General features: G+C 65.4%; 10 protein-coding genes. 6 read left to right on the forward strand and 4 right to left on the reverse strand.

Going from position 1 to position 16,429, the window contains the following annotated elements; genetic code table 11:
* Nucleotides 1–14: 14 nt before the first annotated feature.
* Together O0J15_RS14040 and O0J15_RS14045 are read right to left on the reverse strand one after the other, a co-directional pair.
* Nucleotides 15–788, reverse strand: coding sequence for an NAD kinase (locus O0J15_RS14040; protein ID WP_134730874.1), 774 nt, complete (start codon nt 786–788; stop codon nt 15–17).
* A gap of 194 nt (nt 789–982) precedes the next feature.
* Nucleotides 983–5,959, reverse strand: coding sequence for an NAD-glutamate dehydrogenase (locus tag O0J15_RS14045; protein WP_164144620.1), 4,977 nt, complete (start codon nt 5,957–5,959; stop codon nt 983–985).
* Nucleotides 5,960–6,209: 250 nt separating this feature from the next.
* Between O0J15_RS14045 and O0J15_RS14050 the strand changes: the two genes are divergently transcribed.
* The 3 genes from O0J15_RS14050 to O0J15_RS14060 are packed head-to-tail and all read left to right on the forward strand — an operon-like array spanning nt 6,210 to nt 11,323.
* Nucleotides 6,210–6,866, forward strand: coding sequence for a TetR/AcrR family transcriptional regulator (locus O0J15_RS14050; RefSeq protein WP_019660385.1), 657 nt, complete (start codon nt 6,210–6,212; stop codon nt 6,864–6,866).
* Nucleotides 6,866–8,134, forward strand: a complete 1,269-nt coding sequence (locus O0J15_RS14055; RefSeq protein WP_171952811.1) for an efflux RND transporter periplasmic adaptor subunit — start codon at nt 6,866–6,868, stop codon at nt 8,132–8,134. The genes O0J15_RS14050 and O0J15_RS14055 overlap by 1 nt, the downstream gene beginning before the upstream one ends.
* Before the next feature lie 15 nt (nt 8,135–8,149).
* Nucleotides 8,150–11,323 carry a multidrug efflux RND transporter permease subunit gene (locus tag O0J15_RS14060; RefSeq protein WP_021202721.1) on the forward strand — a complete coding sequence of 1,058 codons (3,174 nt, stop codon included), beginning with the start codon at nt 8,150–8,152 and terminating at the stop codon, nt 11,321–11,323.
* A gap of 152 nt (nt 11,324–11,475) precedes the next feature.
* On the opposite strand, the gene O0J15_RS14065 is transcribed toward O0J15_RS14060, so the two are convergent.
* On the reverse strand, nt 11,476–11,769 hold the full coding sequence (locus O0J15_RS14065) for a hypothetical protein (protein ID WP_308305822.1): 294 nt from the start codon (nt 11,767–11,769) through the stop codon (nt 11,476–11,478).
* A gap of 289 nt (nt 11,770–12,058) precedes the next feature.
* On the opposite strand from O0J15_RS14065, the gene O0J15_RS14070 reads away from it, so the two are divergent.
* Entirely contained in the window at nt 12,059–12,976 is a 918-nt protein-coding gene (locus tag O0J15_RS14070) for a hypothetical protein (RefSeq protein WP_058981279.1), read from the forward strand.
* A gap of 45 nt (nt 12,977–13,021) precedes the next feature.
* Here O0J15_RS14070 and O0J15_RS14075 read toward each other — a convergent pair whose 3' ends face one another.
* Nucleotides 13,022–14,170 (reverse strand): acyl-CoA dehydrogenase family protein, encoded by a 1,149-nt coding sequence (locus tag O0J15_RS14075; RefSeq protein ID WP_308305823.1) that lies wholly within the window; start codon nt 14,168–14,170, stop codon nt 13,022–13,024.
* A gap of 152 nt (nt 14,171–14,322) precedes the next feature.
* Between O0J15_RS14075 and O0J15_RS14080 the strand changes: the two genes are divergently transcribed.
* Nucleotides 14,323–15,252, forward strand: a complete 930-nt coding sequence (locus O0J15_RS14080; RefSeq protein ID WP_019660391.1) for a metalloregulator ArsR/SmtB family transcription factor — start codon at nt 14,323–14,325, stop codon at nt 15,250–15,252.
* Nucleotides 15,253–15,265: 13 nt separating this feature from the next.
* Entirely contained in the window at nt 15,266–16,357 is a 1,092-nt protein-coding gene (locus O0J15_RS14085; RefSeq protein WP_308305824.1) for a homocysteine S-methyltransferase family protein, read from the forward strand.
* The last annotated feature ends 72 nt before the right edge of the window (nt 16,358–16,429 follow it).

Genomic DNA, 16,429 nt, shown 5'->3' on the forward strand with positions numbered 1-16,429 from the left:
GCCGCCCATTGTCCTCAAAAAACGAACTGTTCGCTCAGGATCCGGTCTTCCAGGTTGTGTTCCGGGTCGAACAGCAGGGTCACGCGCCGGTCCCTGGACTCGCGGATGGTCACCTCCACTACGTCGCGGGTCTCGTGCGAGTCAGCGGTGACGCTGACCGGACGCTTGTAGGGATCGAGCACGCGGAAGCGCACTTCGGTATCGGCCTTGAGGATCGCCCCGCGCCAGCGTCGCGGCCGATATGGGGCCAGCGGCGTCAGCGCGATGGTATGCGACCCCAGCGGCAACACCGGGCCGTGCGCGGAATAATTGTAGGCGGTGCTGCCGGCCGGGGTGGCGACCAGCACGCCGTCACCGATCAGTTCGGCCACGCGCTCCTGGCCGTTCAGGTCGATGCCGATATGCGCAGCCTGCCGGGTCTGGCGCAGCAGTGAAACATCGTTGTAGGCCAGCGACCCGGTACTGGTGCCCGATTCGGTCAGCGCCACCATCTCCAACGGGCGCAGGTTGGCCGGTTCGGCACGGGCGATGCGCGCCTGCACGTCATCGTCGCCGCGGTACTGGTTCATCAGGAAGCCCACGGTGCCCAGCTTCATGCCGAACACCGGCTTGCCCAGGTGCCCATGCCGATGCAGGGTCTGCAGCATGAAGCCGTCGCCCCCCAGCGGGCACAGCACGTCGGCCTGCTCCGGCGCGTGATCGCCATAACGCGAGACCATCGCCGCGCGGGCCATCTGCGCGGGCTCAGCGGTGCTGGCCAGGAAAGCGATGCGGGGGGTGTCGCTCATCGGTGGATCCGGGTGGGTGTGCCAGCAAGAGCATACCCGGTAGTGCCGGCCGCTGGCCGGCAGCTTCAGCCGATAACGGTTCATGCAGTTGCCGGCCAGCGGCCGGCACTACCAAGGCAATGCAGAACGGCCCCGCTTTCGCGGGGCCGCTCCTTTTCTCCACGCAGGCCGGGCATGGCCCAGCGCTACGTCACTTACGCGCCGTGCGCAGCGAGCTGGCCCAGGCGCTGGACTGCGACCGAAACGGTCGGGTAGTCCAGGGTCTTCTGCTCGGCCAGTTCGGCCAGCATCGCCAGGGTGAAGCGCAGGCTGTTGTCGTCGCGGCCCATCCAGGCGGCCACCTTGGCTTCAGCACTGCCACCCTTGGTGCCCAGCACCTGGCCGGCCAGGTTGCGGTGGTTGGCGGCCAGCTCGTCACGCAGCACGCCACGTGCCACGGCGTGCCAACGACCGTTGACCTCCAGCGCGTCGACCTGCTCGAACAGCCACGGCAGCTGCAGGGCATCGCCCAGGCGGAAGTGGACCTTGGACACGTCCACCGGCTTCAGCTTGCGGGTGCGGGCCAGTTCGATGATGTCGAACGCCGGCTCCAGGAAGTGCAGTTCGGCCAGCTGCTGCGCCAGCGCGGACGGCAGGCCCTTTTCCTTCCACTCGGCCACCAGAGCTTCGTAGGTCGGACGCTGCGAATCCGGCAGCACACCCGAAGCAACGCGAATGTCGTTGAACGGGCCCTGGTAGCGGTTGACCGCCTCGGTGATGCCCGGCATCGCGCCCGGGCGCGACAGCAGCCAGCGCACGAACGAACGCTGCAGCTTCCAGATCACTTCCAGTGCGTCGATCTGCACCGACTCCGGCACTTTGCCGTCGAGGGCATCGATCTGCGCCCACAGTGCGCGTGCATCCAGCGTTTCACGGCTGATGGTGTAGGCCTTGGCGACCTCGGCGATGGAACGACCGGTGTCTTCCTGCATGCGCATCAGGAAGGTGGCGCCCATGCGGTTGATGGTCTGGTTGGTCACGGCCGTGGCGATGATTTCGCGCTTCAGGCGGTGACGCTCCATCGCGTCGGCGTACTTCTTCTGCAGCGGGGTCGGGAAGTAGCGCTGCAGCTCCTTGGACAGGTACGGATCTTCCGGAATGTCCGAATCCAGCAGCTGGTTGAACGCCACCAGCTTGGAATAGGACAGCAGCACCGACAGCTCCGGACGGGTCAGGCCCTGGCCGCGTGCCTTGCGCTGCGAGAGCTCGGCATCGGACGGCAGGAACTCGATCTGGCGATCGAGCAGGCCCTGCTGTTCCAGGGTGCGGATGAAGTGCTGCTTGGACCCCAGGCGCTTGACTGCCATCCGCTCCATCAGGCTCAGCGCCTGGTTCTGGCGGTAGTTGTCGTTGAGCACCAGCTCGGCGACCTCATCGGTCATCGACGCAAGCAGCTTGTTGCGCTGCTCGACGGTCAGCTTCTTGGCCCGCACCACATCGTTGAGCAGGATCTTGATGTTGACTTCGTGGTCGGAGGTATCGACGCCGGCCGAGTTGTCGATGAAGTCGGTGTTGAGCAGCACGCCGGCCTGGGCAGCCTCGATGCGGCCCAGCTGGGTCATGCCCAGGTTGCCGCCCTCGCCCACCACCTTGCAGCGCAGCTCGCCACCGTTCACGCGCAGCGCGTTGTTGGCACGGTCGCCGACGTCGCTGTGCTGTTCGCTGGCGGCCTTGACGTAGGTACCGATGCCACCGTTCCACAGCAGGTCGACCGGTGCCTTCAGGATCGCACTCATCAGATCGTTCGGCGACAGCGCCTTGACGTTCTCGTCCAGGCCCAGCGCCTCACGCACCTGCGGGGTGATCTCGATCGACTTCAGGCTGCGCGGGTACACGCCGCCGCCCTTGCTGATCAGCTTGGTGTCGTAGTCGGCCCAGCTCGAACGCGGCAGGGTGAACAGGCGCTCACGCTCGATGAACGACGTGGCCGCATCCGGATTCGGGTCCAGGAAGATGTGGCGGTGGTCGAACGCAGCGACCAGGCGGATGTGGCGCGACAGCAGCATGCCGTTGCCGAACACGTCGCCGGACATGTCGCCGACGCCGACCGCAGTGAAGTCCTGGCTCTGGCTGTCACGGCCCAGCGCACGGAAGTGGCGCTTGACCGATTCCCACGCACCGCGCGCGGTGATGCCCATGCCCTTGTGGTCGTAGCCGACCGAACCACCGGAGGCGAACGCATCGCCCATCCAGAAGCCGTGCGCGACGGCCAGGCCGTTGGCGATGTCGGAGAAGGTCGCGGTGCCCTTGTCGGCGGCCACCACCAGGTACGGATCGTCCATGTCGTGGCGCACGACATCCAGCGGCGGCACGATCTTGTTGTTGACGATGTTGTCGGTGATGTCCAGCAGGCCCTGGATGAACAGCTTGTAGCAGGCCACGCCGTTGGCGAAGATCGCATCGCGGTCGCCGTTCACCGGCGGGGTCTTGGCGAAGAAGCCACCCTTCGCACCGACCGGCACGATGACGGTGTTCTTGACCATCTGTGCCTTGACCAGGCCCAGCACTTCGGTACGGAAGTCTTCGCGACGATCCGACCAGCGCAGGCCGCCACGCGCAACCGCACCGAAGCGCAGGTGGGTACCTTCCACGCGCGGGCCGTATACGAAGATCTCGCGGTACGGGCGCGGCTTCGGCAGGTCCGGCACCAGCGCCGAATCGAACTTGAAGCTGATGACATGGCCGTGCTGGCCGTTGGCATCGGTCTGGTAGTAGCTGGTGCGCAGGGTCGCGTCGATCACGCCCATGAACGAGCGCAGGATGCGGTCCTCGTCCAGGCTGGACACGCGGTCCATCAGCTTCAGCAGCGCATCGCGCGCGGCCTGCATCTGCGCGTCACGGTCGCCCTTGCGGGCGTCGACCACGGTCTTGAGCACCTTCAGGGTGGCCTCGTCGCCAGCAGCCAGCACATCGAAGTGGGCCTTCAGCTGGGCCTGGCCGGCGGCGATGTCGTCCTTGCTCTCGTGGCCGGTGGCCGGATCGAAGCGGGCTTCGAACAGCTCGACCAGCAGACGGGCCAGCAGCGGGTAGCGCGCGAACGTGCCTTCCACGTAGGCCTGCGAGAACGGCACGCCGGTCTGCAGCAGGTACTTGCAGTAGCCACGCAGCATGGCGACCTGGCGCCAGTGCAGGCCGGCCGCCAGCACCAGGCGGTTGAAGCCATCGTTCTCGGCATCGCCGTGCCAGACGCGGGCGAAGGTCTCGCCGAAGGCTTCATCGACACTGGCGGCATCGATCGCGCCAGCGGTGGACTCGACCTCGAAGTCCTGCACGTATACCGGGGCGTTGTCGACCGACAGGCGGTACGGACGCTCGGCGATCACGCGCAGGCCCATGTTTTCCATCATCGGCAGCGCGTCCGACAGCGGGATGTCATCCAGCTGGCGATACAGCTTCAGGCGCAGGCCATCGCCGCTTTCGCGCGGCACGGCCTGCAGGCTCAGGCGCAGGTCGTCCGGGCCGGTCAGCGCGTCGAGCTGGCTGACATCGTTGGCCGCAACAGCCGTGCTGTTGTCTTCGATGTAACCGGCCGGCAGCGCCTTGCCGATGCGGGCGGCGATGCGCAGGCCTTCGGTCTCGCCATGGCGGGCCACCAGCGCCTCGCGCAGGTCGTCCTGCCAGTTGCGCAGGACCTGGGCCAGCTTCTGCTCCAGTTCGGCGGTATCGACGTCGAGCATTTCACCCGGCTTCGGGCGCACGATCAGGTGCACCTGGGCCAGCGGCGATTCGCCCAGCACCACCGAGCTGTCGACGAACTCGCCGTGCAGCGCGTCCTTCAGCATCGCTTCGATGCGCAGGCGCACGTCGGTGTTGAAGCGCTCGCGCGGCAGGTAGACCAGCGCGGAGATGAAACGGCTGTACTTGTCGCGGCGCAGGAACAGGCGGCTGCGCACGCGTTCCTGCAGGCCCAGCACGCCCATCGCGGTGCGGAACAGTTCGTCCTCGCTGGACTGGAACAGTTCTTCGCGCGGCAGGGTTTCCAGGATATGGCGCAGGGCCTTGCCACTGTGGCTGGCCGGGGCCAGGCCGGACTGCTTCATCACGTGCTCGTGGCGCTGGCGCACCAGCGGGATTTCCCACGGGCGACGGTTGTAGGCGCTGGAGGTGAACAGGCCGAGGAAACGCTGCTCGCCGATGATCTTGCCCTTGGCGTCGAACTCCAGCACGCCGATGTAGTCCATGTAACCGGCGCGGTGCACGCGCGAACGGGCATTGGTCTTGGTCAGGATCAGCGCGTCCTTCAAACCGGACGTGGTGTTCAGGCCCTGCGCGGCCAGGGTCTTGACCGGACGGGCGGCGGACTTGTCCTTGCCGCGCATCAGGCCCAGGCCGGTGTCGTTCAGCGGCGCCAGCACCTCTTCCTTGCCCTGCTTCTCGACGCGGTACTCGCGGTAGCCGAAGAAGGTGAAGTGGTTGTCAGCGGCCCAGCGCAGGAACTCCTGTGCTTCCTTGCGCGACGCGTCGTCGACCGGCAGCTGGCGGCTGCCCAGGTCGTCGGCCAGTGCCAGCGCCTTGTCCTTCATCGGCTGCCAGTCGCGCACGATCGCACGCACTTCATCCAGCGCCTTGTTGATGGCCTGTTCGATGGCGGCCATGGCGTCGGCCGGTTGGCGGTCGATCTCCAGCAGCATCACCGACTCGGCATCACCCTCGCCGACCTTGACCAGCTTGCCGGCCTTGTCGCGGGTGAAGCGCAGCACCGGGTGGCCCAGCACGTGGACACCCACGCCCTGCTCGGCCAGCGACATGGTGACGGTGTCGACCAGGAACGGCATGTCGTCGTTGACGATCTGCAGCACGGTATGCGGCGATTCCCAACCGTTGGCCTTCGCGGTCGGATTGAACACGCGGACGTTGGCCTTGCCAGCCTTGCGGGCACGGGCGAATTCCAGCGTCTCAGCCGCGAGAGCGGCCCACTCTTCAGCGCTGTGGTGCGGGAACTCGTCCGCCTCCATGCGCTTGTAGAAGTCAGTGGCAAAGGCCACTGCTTCGGCCTGTGCGGCCGCGGGGTAGCGCTTGCGCAAGGCCGTGTACACCGGCTCCAGGGAGAAACCAGCGGTCACTGCGACCTCCGCTTCTGCTGGTTTGGTCTTGTTTTTCACGGTCTTGGCTGCGGTTTTTTGCGGTTTCATGGCAGAGCGATGCGCTTGCTCAGTTGGGAAAATGAAATTGTAGCCCTACCGCGGGAAAAGGCCTTGCTGCAGGACGGAATAAGCAGATTCGGGTTTGCTGCGGTTTAGACGCCTATTCAGTTCGCGCCGGTAGGGTGATGGCGCCCGGTTCGGCTCTGGCGACAGGATCGGCAAAGCGTGTTACCGGAAGACACACGCGGCAACGCCGTTTCGATTCCACAATCCTGAACTGGACGGTATAGTCCACCGCGTGAATCCGGCCTACCTCCCCGTTGCCCTCGACGCACGCGATGAGCGCGTGTTCGAAGCCGTACGCCAGCTGTTGGCCCAGCAGGGCATGCAGATGAGCATGGACGCAGTGGCCCAGCATGCGGGCTGCTCCAAGCAGACCCTGTACTCGCGCTACGGCAGCAAGCAGGAGCTGCTGCGCCGGGTGATGCAGCGCCATGTCGGCCACGCCACCGGCGCCATGGTCCGTGCACTCCGCACTGACGACCTGCGTGCCAGCCTGCTCCAGTTCGCCATTGACTTCCTGGAGCACTTCAACCAACCGCACGTGGGCCAGGCCTGCCGGCTGATTGCCGCCGATGCGGCCCAGTTTCCCGAAGAGGCGCGTACGCTGTACCGGCACGGTGCCGGCGCGCTGACGCTTCATCTTGCTGAATGGATTGAAACCGTTTGCATGCGTGGCCAGCTCCGGCATGACGACCCGCACTTCATGGCCGAACTGCTGCTGAGCATGATTGCCGGTCAGGATTTCGACAAACAGCGTTTCCATACCCCCCACCGTGATGACGCACTGCTGCGTCGGCGTTGGGCAGAGTTCTCCGTCGACAGCTTCCTGCGCGCCTTCGCGCCACAGCCGTCGGCGGCCCCGTCTACAAACCAACCCCGGAGTTCCTCCTGATGACCGCCCCACTCCGCACCCTTGCCTTGACGTGCGCCGTTGCTGTCGCGCTGGCTGCCTGCAAGAAGCCGGAACAGCAGACGCCCCCGCCGCCGGAGGTGGGCGTGATCGACGCCAAGCCGCAGACCCTGCCGCTGCAGCGTGAGCTGGTCGGCCGCCTGTCGCCGTTCCGCAGTGCCGACGTGCGCGCGCGGGTGCCGGGCGTGCTGCTCAAGCGCGTCTACCAGGAAGGCTCGCAGGTCAAGCAGGGCCAGACCCTGTTCCTGATCGACCCGGCGCCGCTGCGTGCCTCGCTCAATGCGTCTGAAGCGCAGCTGGCCTCGGCCCGCGCGACCTACGCCAACGCCAAGGTGGCCGCCGACCGTGCACGCTCGCTGGCGCCGCAGCAGTTCGTCTCCAAGTCCGACCTGGACAACGCCGAGTCGGCCGAGCGCACCGCGCTGGCCGCGGTCAAGCAGGCCGAAGCCGCCGTGACCTCCTCGCGGATCAACCTGGGTTACGCCGAAGTGACCGCGCCGATCAGTGGCGTGGCCAACAAGCAGCAGGTCACCGAGGGCGCACTGGTCGGCCAGGGCGATGTGACCCTGCTGACCACCGTCGATCAGCTCGACCCGCTGTACGTGAACTTCTCGCTGAGCGTGGACGAACTGACCCAGCTGCGCGCGCAGCAGGCCAAGGGCGCGCTGGCGCTGTCCGGCGACGGCAAGGCGACGGTGGCAGTGAAGCTGGCCGATGGCAGCACCTACAGCGAGCCGGGCACGCTGGACTTCTCCTCCACTACGGTCGACCCGGCCACCGGTGCAGTGTCATTGCGCGCTGTGCTGCCGAACCCGCAGCAGATCCTGCTGCCAGGTGCCTTCGTCAGCTTCCAGGCCAACCTGGGCGAGCGCAACAACGCCTACCTGGTACCGCAGCAGGCCCTGCTGCGCGATACCACCGGCGGCTACGTGATGGTGGTCGGCGCCGACGGCAAGGTCGTGCGCAAGAACGTGAAGACCGATGGCGCGCAGAACGGCAACTGGCTGGTCAGCGACGGCCTGGCCGCCGGTGACAAGGTGATCGTGGCCGGCGTGCAGAAGGTCAAGGAAGGTGCACCGGCGGTGGCCAAGCCGTGGACCCCCGGGCAAGACGCCAACGGCAAGCCTGCCGCAGGCGGCGCCGCTCCGGCGGGCGCGGCACCGGCCGCAGGCAAGGCACCGGCCGACGCTGCCAAGCCCGAGCAGGCCGATGCGGCCAAGCCGGCCGCCACCGATTCGAACAAGCAGTAACGGGAACCTTCCGTCATGCCTAAATTTTTCATCGAACATCCAGTCTTCGCCTGGGTGGTTGCGATCCTGATCTCGCTCAGCGGCGTGATCGCGATCCTCAACCTGGGCGTGGAGTCCTATCCCAACATCGCCCCGCCGCAGGTCACCGTCTCGGCGACCTACCCGGGTGCCAGTGCCGACACCACGGAAAAATCGGTCACCCAGGTGATCGAGCAGCAGCTGACCGGTATCGATCACCTGCTGTACTTCAGTTCCTCGTCCGCGTCCAACGGCCGTGCGCAGATCACCCTGACCTTCGAGACCGGTACCGATCCGGACATCGCCCAGGTGCAGGTGCAGAACAAGGTCTCGCTGGCCACGCCACGCCTGCCCTCGGAAGTGACCCAGCAGGGCGTGGTGGTGGCCAAGGCCAACGCCGGCTTCCTGATGGTGGTGGCGCTGCAGTCCGATACCCCGACCATCAACCGTGACGCCCTGAACGACATCGTCGGTTCGCGCGTGCTCGACCAGGTCTCGCGCATCCCCGGCGTCGGCAGCACCCAGCAGTTCGGTTCCGAGTACGCCATGAACATCTGGCTGAACCCGGAGAAGATGCAGGGCTATGGCCTGTCGGCCAGCCAGGTACTGGCCGCGGTACGTGCGCAGAACGTGCAGTTCGCCGCCGGTGCGCTGGGTTCGGACCCGTCGCCGGAAGGCCAGCACTTCACCGCCACGGTCTCGGCCGAAGGCCGCTTCAGCTCGCCGCAGGAATTCGAGAACATCATCCTGCGCGCCAACGCTGACGGTTCGCGCGTGCTGCTGAAGGACATCGCCCGCGTCGCCTTCGGTGCCAACAACTACGGCTTCGACACCCAGTACAACGGCAAGCCGACCGGCGCCTTCGCCATCCAGCTTCTGCCGGGCGCCAATGCCCTGAACGTGGCCGAAGCGGTGCGCGCCAAGATGGACGAGCTGCAGCCCAGCTTCCCGTCCGGGGTGACCTGGTTCTCGCCGTACGACAGCACCACGTTCGTCAAGATCTCGATCCAGGAAGTGGTCAAGACCCTGTTTGAAGCGGTCTTGCTGGTGTTCCTGGTGATGCTGATCTTCCTGCAGAACTTCCGCGCCACCCTGATCCCGACCCTGGTGATCCCGGTCGCCCTGCTCGGTACCTTCCTGGGCATGTGGATGATCGGCTTCACCATCAACCAGCTGACGCTGTTTGCGATGGTGCTGGCGATCGGCATCGTGGTCGACGACGCGATCGTGGTGATCGAGAACGTCGAACGCATCATGACCGAGGAGGGCCTGGCGCCCAAGCCTGCCACGCAGAAAGCGATGACCCAGATCACCGGTGCGGTGGTGGCGATCACCGTCGTGCTGGCCGCGGTGTTCATCCCCTCCGCCCTGCAGGGCGGTGCCGCCGGTGAGATCTACAAGCAGTTCGCGCTGACCATCGCCATCTCGATGGCATTCTCGGCGTTCCTGGCCCTGGGCTTCACGCCGGCGCTGTGCGCGACCTTCCTCAAGCCGACGCACAACGACAACCCGAACATCGTCTACCGCACCTTCAACAAGTACTACGACAAGATCAGCCACACCTATGTGGGCCACATCACCTCTGCGGTGCGCCATGCGCCGCGCTGGATGATCCTGTTCGTGGTGCTGACCGCGCTGTGCGGCTTCCTGTTCACCCGCATGCCGGGCAGCTTCCTGCCGGAAGAAGACCAGGGCTATGCGCTGGCGATCGTGCAGCTGCCGCCGGGCTCGACCAAGGGCCAGACCAACGAAGTGTTCGCGCAGATGCGTGGCATCCTGGAAAAGCAGGATGGCTATGAAGGCATGCTGCAGGTGGCCGGCTTCAGCTTCGTCGGTTCCGGCGAGAACGTGGGCATGGGCTTCATCCGCCTGAAGCCGTGGGAGGAACGCAAGTTCACCGCGCCGGAGTTCATCCAGAACATGAACGGCGCGTTCTATGGCATCAAGGAAGCGCAGATCTTCGTGGTCAACCTGCCCACCGTGCAGGGCCTTGGCCAGTTCGGTGGCTTCGACATGTGGCTGCAGGACCGTAGCGGTGCCGGTTACGAGCAGCTGACCCAGGCCCGCAACATCCTGCTCGGCCAGGCCGCGCAGAAACCGGACCACCTGGTCGGTGTGCGCCCGAACGGCCTGGAAAACGCGCCGCAGCTGCAGCTGCACGTGGATCGCGTGCAGGCGCAGTCAATGGGCATGTCGGTGTCGGACGTGTACAGCACCATCCAGCTGATGCTGGCCCCGGTGTACGTCAATGACTTCTTCTATGAAGGCCGCATCAAGCGCGTGACCATGCAGGCCGATGGCCCGTACCGCACCGGCCAGGAGTCGCTGAAGAGCTTCTACAGCCCGTCCAGCCTCACCACCAATGCCGACGGTACCAACGCGATGATCCCGCTCAACACGGTGGTCAAGTCCGAATGGGTGTCGGCACCGCCGTCGCTGAGCCGCTACAACGGCTACTCGGCGATCAACATCGTCGGTTCGCAGGCACCGGGCACCAGCTCGGGTGAAGCGATGCAGACCATGGAGGCGATCGTCAACGACGACCTGCCGGCCGGTTTCGGCTACGACTGGTCCGGCATGTCCTACCAGGAAATCCTGGCCGGCAACGCGGCGACGCTGCTGCTGGTGCTGTCGATCGTAGTGGTGTTCCTGTGCCTGGCCGCGTTGTATGAAAGCTGGTCGATCCCGGTGGCGGTGCTGCTGGTCGTGCCGCTGGGCGTGCTGGGTGCCCTCGGCCTGTCGATGCTGCGCGGCCTGCCCAACGATCTGTTCTTCAAGATCGGCCTGATCACCGTGATCGGCCTGGCGGCGAAGAACGCGATCCTGATCGTGGAGTTTGCGGTGGAGCAGCGCGCAGCAGGCAAGAACCTGCGTGATGCCACCATCGAAGCGGCCCGCCTGCGTTTCCGCCCGATCCTGATGACCTCGTTCGCGTTCATCATGGGCGTGATCCCGATGGCGATCTCCACCGGCGCCGGCGCCAACTCCCGCCACGCCATCGGCACCGGCGTGATCGGCGGCATGCTGTTCGCCACCCTGCTCGGCCTGCTGATGATCCCGGTGTTCTTCGTGGTCGTGCGCCGCATGCTGGGCGACAAGCTGGATGAACCGTCGAAGGAGTTCATGGAGCGCCAGCGCGACGCAGAGTCCGCCCACCGCCCGGATCGTTGATCCGGCGGTGCGCTGAAACGAAAAGGCCCCGGAGCGATCCGGGGCCTTTTTTGTTGCCGCTTCCGCATCCATGCCAACCCAGGTTGGCATCTACCGGAGCAACGGCATGCCCGGTAGCCGCCAACCTTGGTTGGCGCTGTTCGGGCAACGTCTCAGCGCAGCAGCGCCACCACCACGCACACCGTCACAACCGCCATCGCAGGCCATTGCATCGGCAGGAAGAAGAAGTGATGCGGAGCATGCAGGCCATGTGCACGCGGCTTTCGATTGAGCACAAAACCCAGCACCGTATTGATTGCTGAGCCAAGGCCGAACGCCAGCAGGACCTGGCCGAGTGAAGTATTGCCGCGACCCACCACTGGATCCGGGAACAGGATGAGGATGAGCAGCACGACAGCGATCGGTGTGAGCAGGATCAGCAGCCCCGCGCCTCGATAGATGAGCATGTGGTGGTGTCCATGAACGGCGGAGCATTCTGCGCTCATCGAGCCGGAATGCCAATGGATCGCTGACACATCGACTGCACGGAGACCGGTCGCATACGGCCTGTATTGAGAAGCCTCGACCGCTGCGCCGGAAGGCATCACCCGACACCGAAGCGCTCAAGGCGTCTACCGTGTTCGCAGAAAGCCACCCACCCCGGATTCATGGGCACACAGAAATGCGGCACGCCCGGATCGCTGCTATCCAGATGTCTCGACGGCAATCGATCCGAAGCCCTCCAGGAGACTGATCATGGAAAGAGCACCACTACGATTCTTCAGCTGCCCTGCCCTGCTGTTTGGCGCGCTCTTCGCGGCCAGCAGCATCCAGGACAGCCACGCGGCAGGCGTCCTCGTCTGCGACAACTGTCGTGACCCGCGCGCATTGGCGCTTTCCTCGGGTACGGGGCCGACCATCGTCGCCGACTTCCAGCAGCGCCGGATCCATGGTTTCGATGTGGAATACGATCGCGAGCTACGGCGCTATCGCGCAACAAGGGCGCAGATTCCCGGGCCAATCAACGCATCCTTCAATCGGATCATGGGCATGCTCGACAACAACGTGCCAACCGTACAGTTCGCGCCGCGGCAGCGGGCCGGAAGAGGAGTCCAGTACGAGGTTCATCCTGATGACCCGCAATACGCCAACGGCATAAGCTTCCCGGAAGAGCACAAGAACCTCAACGCCTACGATGTCGTTCAGATGGCCACGGAGCGATCAAGGCTGGAAGGTGACATCGGCAAGGCCTTCACGGGGGCGACAACATCGTCGGCCGCCTGGAACGGCATGGCAACATTCCTTTCCTCGATCGGCCTGAGCTTCGTCAGCAAGACCGTCGGCATTGACAGCGCCATCTATCGGATCACATGGCGCGATGGTTCAAAAACCACGCTGGTCATCACGCCTTCTGCGGTTGATCAAGCCCGCTATGTGCAAGGTGAAAGCCGTGACGCCAAGGGCAACAAGATTCCGGATGGTGCGGCAACCGATCCAGAGATGGCCCGGAGCTTCATCGGCAACTATCGCTTTGACGATGCCGGCGAGCTCGAACGATGGGTTGACTCCGCCCGGCTCTACGGTGTGACCATGCATCCGGGAATGCCACGGGAATCCCTTCAGATCGTCTGTGAATGGAATGGAAAGGATATCGTTTGCCGGTTGCCACGTTGACAGCGCAGAGGAAACGGGGCGGCAATCGCCGCCCCGTCGTGTCCATCAGCGCAGCCCGGTCTCGTTGCGTGCGATCACCAGGCGCTGGATTTCCGAGGTGCCTTCGTAGATCTCGGTGATCTTGGCATCACGGAAGTAGCGCTCCAGCGGCATTTCCTTGGAATACCCCATGCCGCCGTGGATCTGCACGGCCTGGTGGGCAATCCACATTGCCGCCTCAGAGGCGGTCAGCTTGGCAATGGCAGCCTCATTGCTGAAGCGCTTGCCCTGGCCCTTCACCCACGCCGCGCGCAGGGTCAGCAGCAGCGCTGCGTCCAGCTTGCACTTCATGTCGGCGATCTTGGCCTGGGTCATCTGGAAGGTGCCGATGGCCGCGCCGAACGCCTTGCGCTCCTTCACGTATTCCAGAGTCGCTTCATAGGCGGCACGGGCGATGCCGATGGCCTGCGAAGCGATGCCGATGCGACCGGCATCGAGCACGCTCATGGCGATCTTGAATCCCTCGCCTTCCTGGCCCAGCACGTCTTCGGCCTGCGCCACGTAGTCGTTGAACTCGATCTCGCAGGTGGCCGAGGCGCGGATGCCCAGCTTGGGCTCGGTCTTGCCACGACCGAAACCGGCCTTGTCGGTATCGATGATGAAGGCGGTGATGCCGCGCGCGGCCTTGTCCGGCTCGCTCATCGCGAACAGCACGATGTACTTGGCCACCGGACCGGAGGTGATCCAGCTCTTCTTGCCATTGATGACGAAGGTGCCGTCGGCCTGCTTCACCGCGCGGCAGCGCATGGCGGTAGCATCGGAACCGGACTGCGGCTCGGTCAGCGCGAACGCGCCGATGGCCGTGCCTTCGGCGATGGCACGTACGTAGGTCTGCTTCTGCTGCTCGGTACCGTGGGTCAGGATGCCGTTGCAGAACAGCGAATTGTTGACCGACATGATGGTCGAATGGGCTGCGTCGGCGGCGGCGACCTCCACCATCGCCAGCACGTACGCAACCGGGTCCATGCCCGCACCGCCGTATTCGGTCGGCACTTCAATGCCCATCAGGCCGTTCTCGCCCAGCAGGCGGATGTTGTCCAGCGGGAACTCGCCGGTGCGGTCATGATGCTCCGCACTGGGGGCGATCTTTTCCTGCGCGATGCGCCGCGCAACGTCCTGCAGCATCAACTGCTCTTCGGTAAAGCTGAAATCCACAACACCCTCCCGGGTACATGAAGTTATGGGCCGCATACGGCGCGCCCAGGTGCTCCGATTGTACCGGGGCCCGGCAGTTTCCGTACGCTGGCGACTTGACCGCGACAGCCCCTTCAGCGAATATATCTCTATATCGCGATAGGTAGATGTTTATGGATCTGGAAGACTGGTCGACCCGCCTGAAGGTGTTCGCCGATGCCACTCGCGTCCGCCTGCTGGCGCTGCTGGAGCAGGAGGAACTGACCGTGGCCGAACTGTCGGCGATCACCCGGCTGGCGCAGCCGCGCGTGTCCACCCACCTGGCACGCCTGAAGGAAGCCGGCCTGGTCCGCGACCGCCGTGCTGGCGTGTCGGCGTACTACCGCTTCGACGAGGCCCAGCTGGACCCGGCGCAGCGTGCATTGTGGCATGCCTTGAGCAACGGAAGCGATGACCCGCTGCTGCGCCAGGATGCCGAACGCGTCGCCGCCGTGCTGGCGCACCGCGCCTCGGACCAGAACTGGGCCGACAGCGTGGCCGGCGACATGGAACGCCACTACTCACCTGGCCGCACCTGGGAGGCACTGGCGCGTACCGCGCTGCCGCTGCTGGAGACCGGCGACGTGCTGGATATCGCTTCCGGTGACGGCGTGCTGGCCGAACTGGTAGCCCCACATGCCAAGCGCTACATCTGCATCGACACCAGCGCGCGCGTGGTCGCCGCCGCCAGCGAACGCCTGCGCCGCCTGCCGAACGTGGAAGTGCGCGAGGGCGACATGCATGCACTGCCGTTCAAGGATGCCAGCTTCGATCTGGTCGTGCTGATGCACGCGCTGACCTACGCCAGCAAGCCGGCGCAGGCGGTGACCGAAGCCGCGCGCGTGCTGCGGCCCGGTGGCCGGCTGCTGCTGTGCAGCCTGGCGCGCCACGAGCACAAGGCCGCCGTGGAGGCCTATGGCCATGTCAACCTCGGCTTCAGCGACAAGGAGCTGCGCAGGTTCGTCGACAAGGCCGGCCTGCAGGTGTCCAGCCTGGAGACGGTCACCCGCGAGAAACGCCCGCCGCACTTTGAAGTGATTTCGCTGATCGCCAACAAGCCCTGAGCCCGAGACCGCCATGCCTGCCCTGCCTTGGTTGCATCCCGATCGTGCCAACGCACTGCTCGACGCCCTGCGCGAGCGGATCCTGATCATCGACGGCGCGATGGGCACGATGATCCAGCGCCACGGCCTGCAGGAAGACGATTACCGTGGCGAACGCTTCGCCGGTGGCTATGACCATGCGCATGGCCCCGGCTGTGACCACGGCGTGCCCGAAGGCCATGATCTGAAGGGCAACAACGATCTGCTGCTGCTGACCCGGCCGCAGATCGTCGCCGACATCCATACCGCCTACCTGGAGGCAGGCGCGGATCTGGTCGAGACCAACACCTTCAATGCCACCTCGGTCAGCCAAGCTGACTACCACCTCGAGCACCTGGTGTACGAACTGAACAAGGCCGGTGCGGCCGTCGCGCGCGCCTGCTGTGACGCGGCGGAAGCGACCACGCCCGGCAAGCCGCGCTTCGTGATCGGGGTGATCGGCCCGACCAGCCGCACCGCCTCGATCAGTCCCGACGTGAACGATCCGGGCTTCCGCAACACCAGCTTCGACGAGCTTCGCGACACCTATCGCGAAGCCATCGAAGGCCTGATCGACGGCGGCGCCGACACGCTCATGGTCGAGACCATCTTCGATACGCTCAATGCCAAGGCCGCGCTGTATGCGCTGGAAGAGGCCTTTGATGCACGTGGCGCGCGGTTGCCGGTGATGATCTCCGGCACCATCACCGACGCGTCGGGGCGCACCTTGTCCGGACAGACTGCCGAAGCCTTCCACGCCTCGCTGGCGCATGCGCGACCGCTGTCGATCGGCCTGAACTGCGCGCTGGGCGCCGATGCGATGCGCCCGCATGTGGAAACCCTCTCGCAGGTCGCCGACTGCTATGTCAGCGCCCACCCCAACGCCGGCCTGCCCAACGCGTTCGGCGAGTACGACGAAACTCCTGAAGAGATGGCCACCACGCTGCGCGGCTTCGCCGAGGATGGCCTGTTGAACCTGGTCGGCGGCTGCTGTGGCTCCACCCCCGAGCATATCCGTGCGATTGCCAATGCCGTGGCCGGACTGCCGCCGCGCGCACTGCCCGGCACCCGGGAGCAGGCCGCATGAACGTTGCCGCCACCGTCCCGCACTTCCCGCCCTACTGCTGTTGAGCCACCGCCTGCCATGACACCCGCCCGC

This window comes from Stenotrophomonas sp. Sm10, assembly GCF_030985515.1.
GTDB lineage: Bacteria > Pseudomonadota > Gammaproteobacteria > Xanthomonadales > Xanthomonadaceae > Stenotrophomonas > Stenotrophomonas hibiscicola.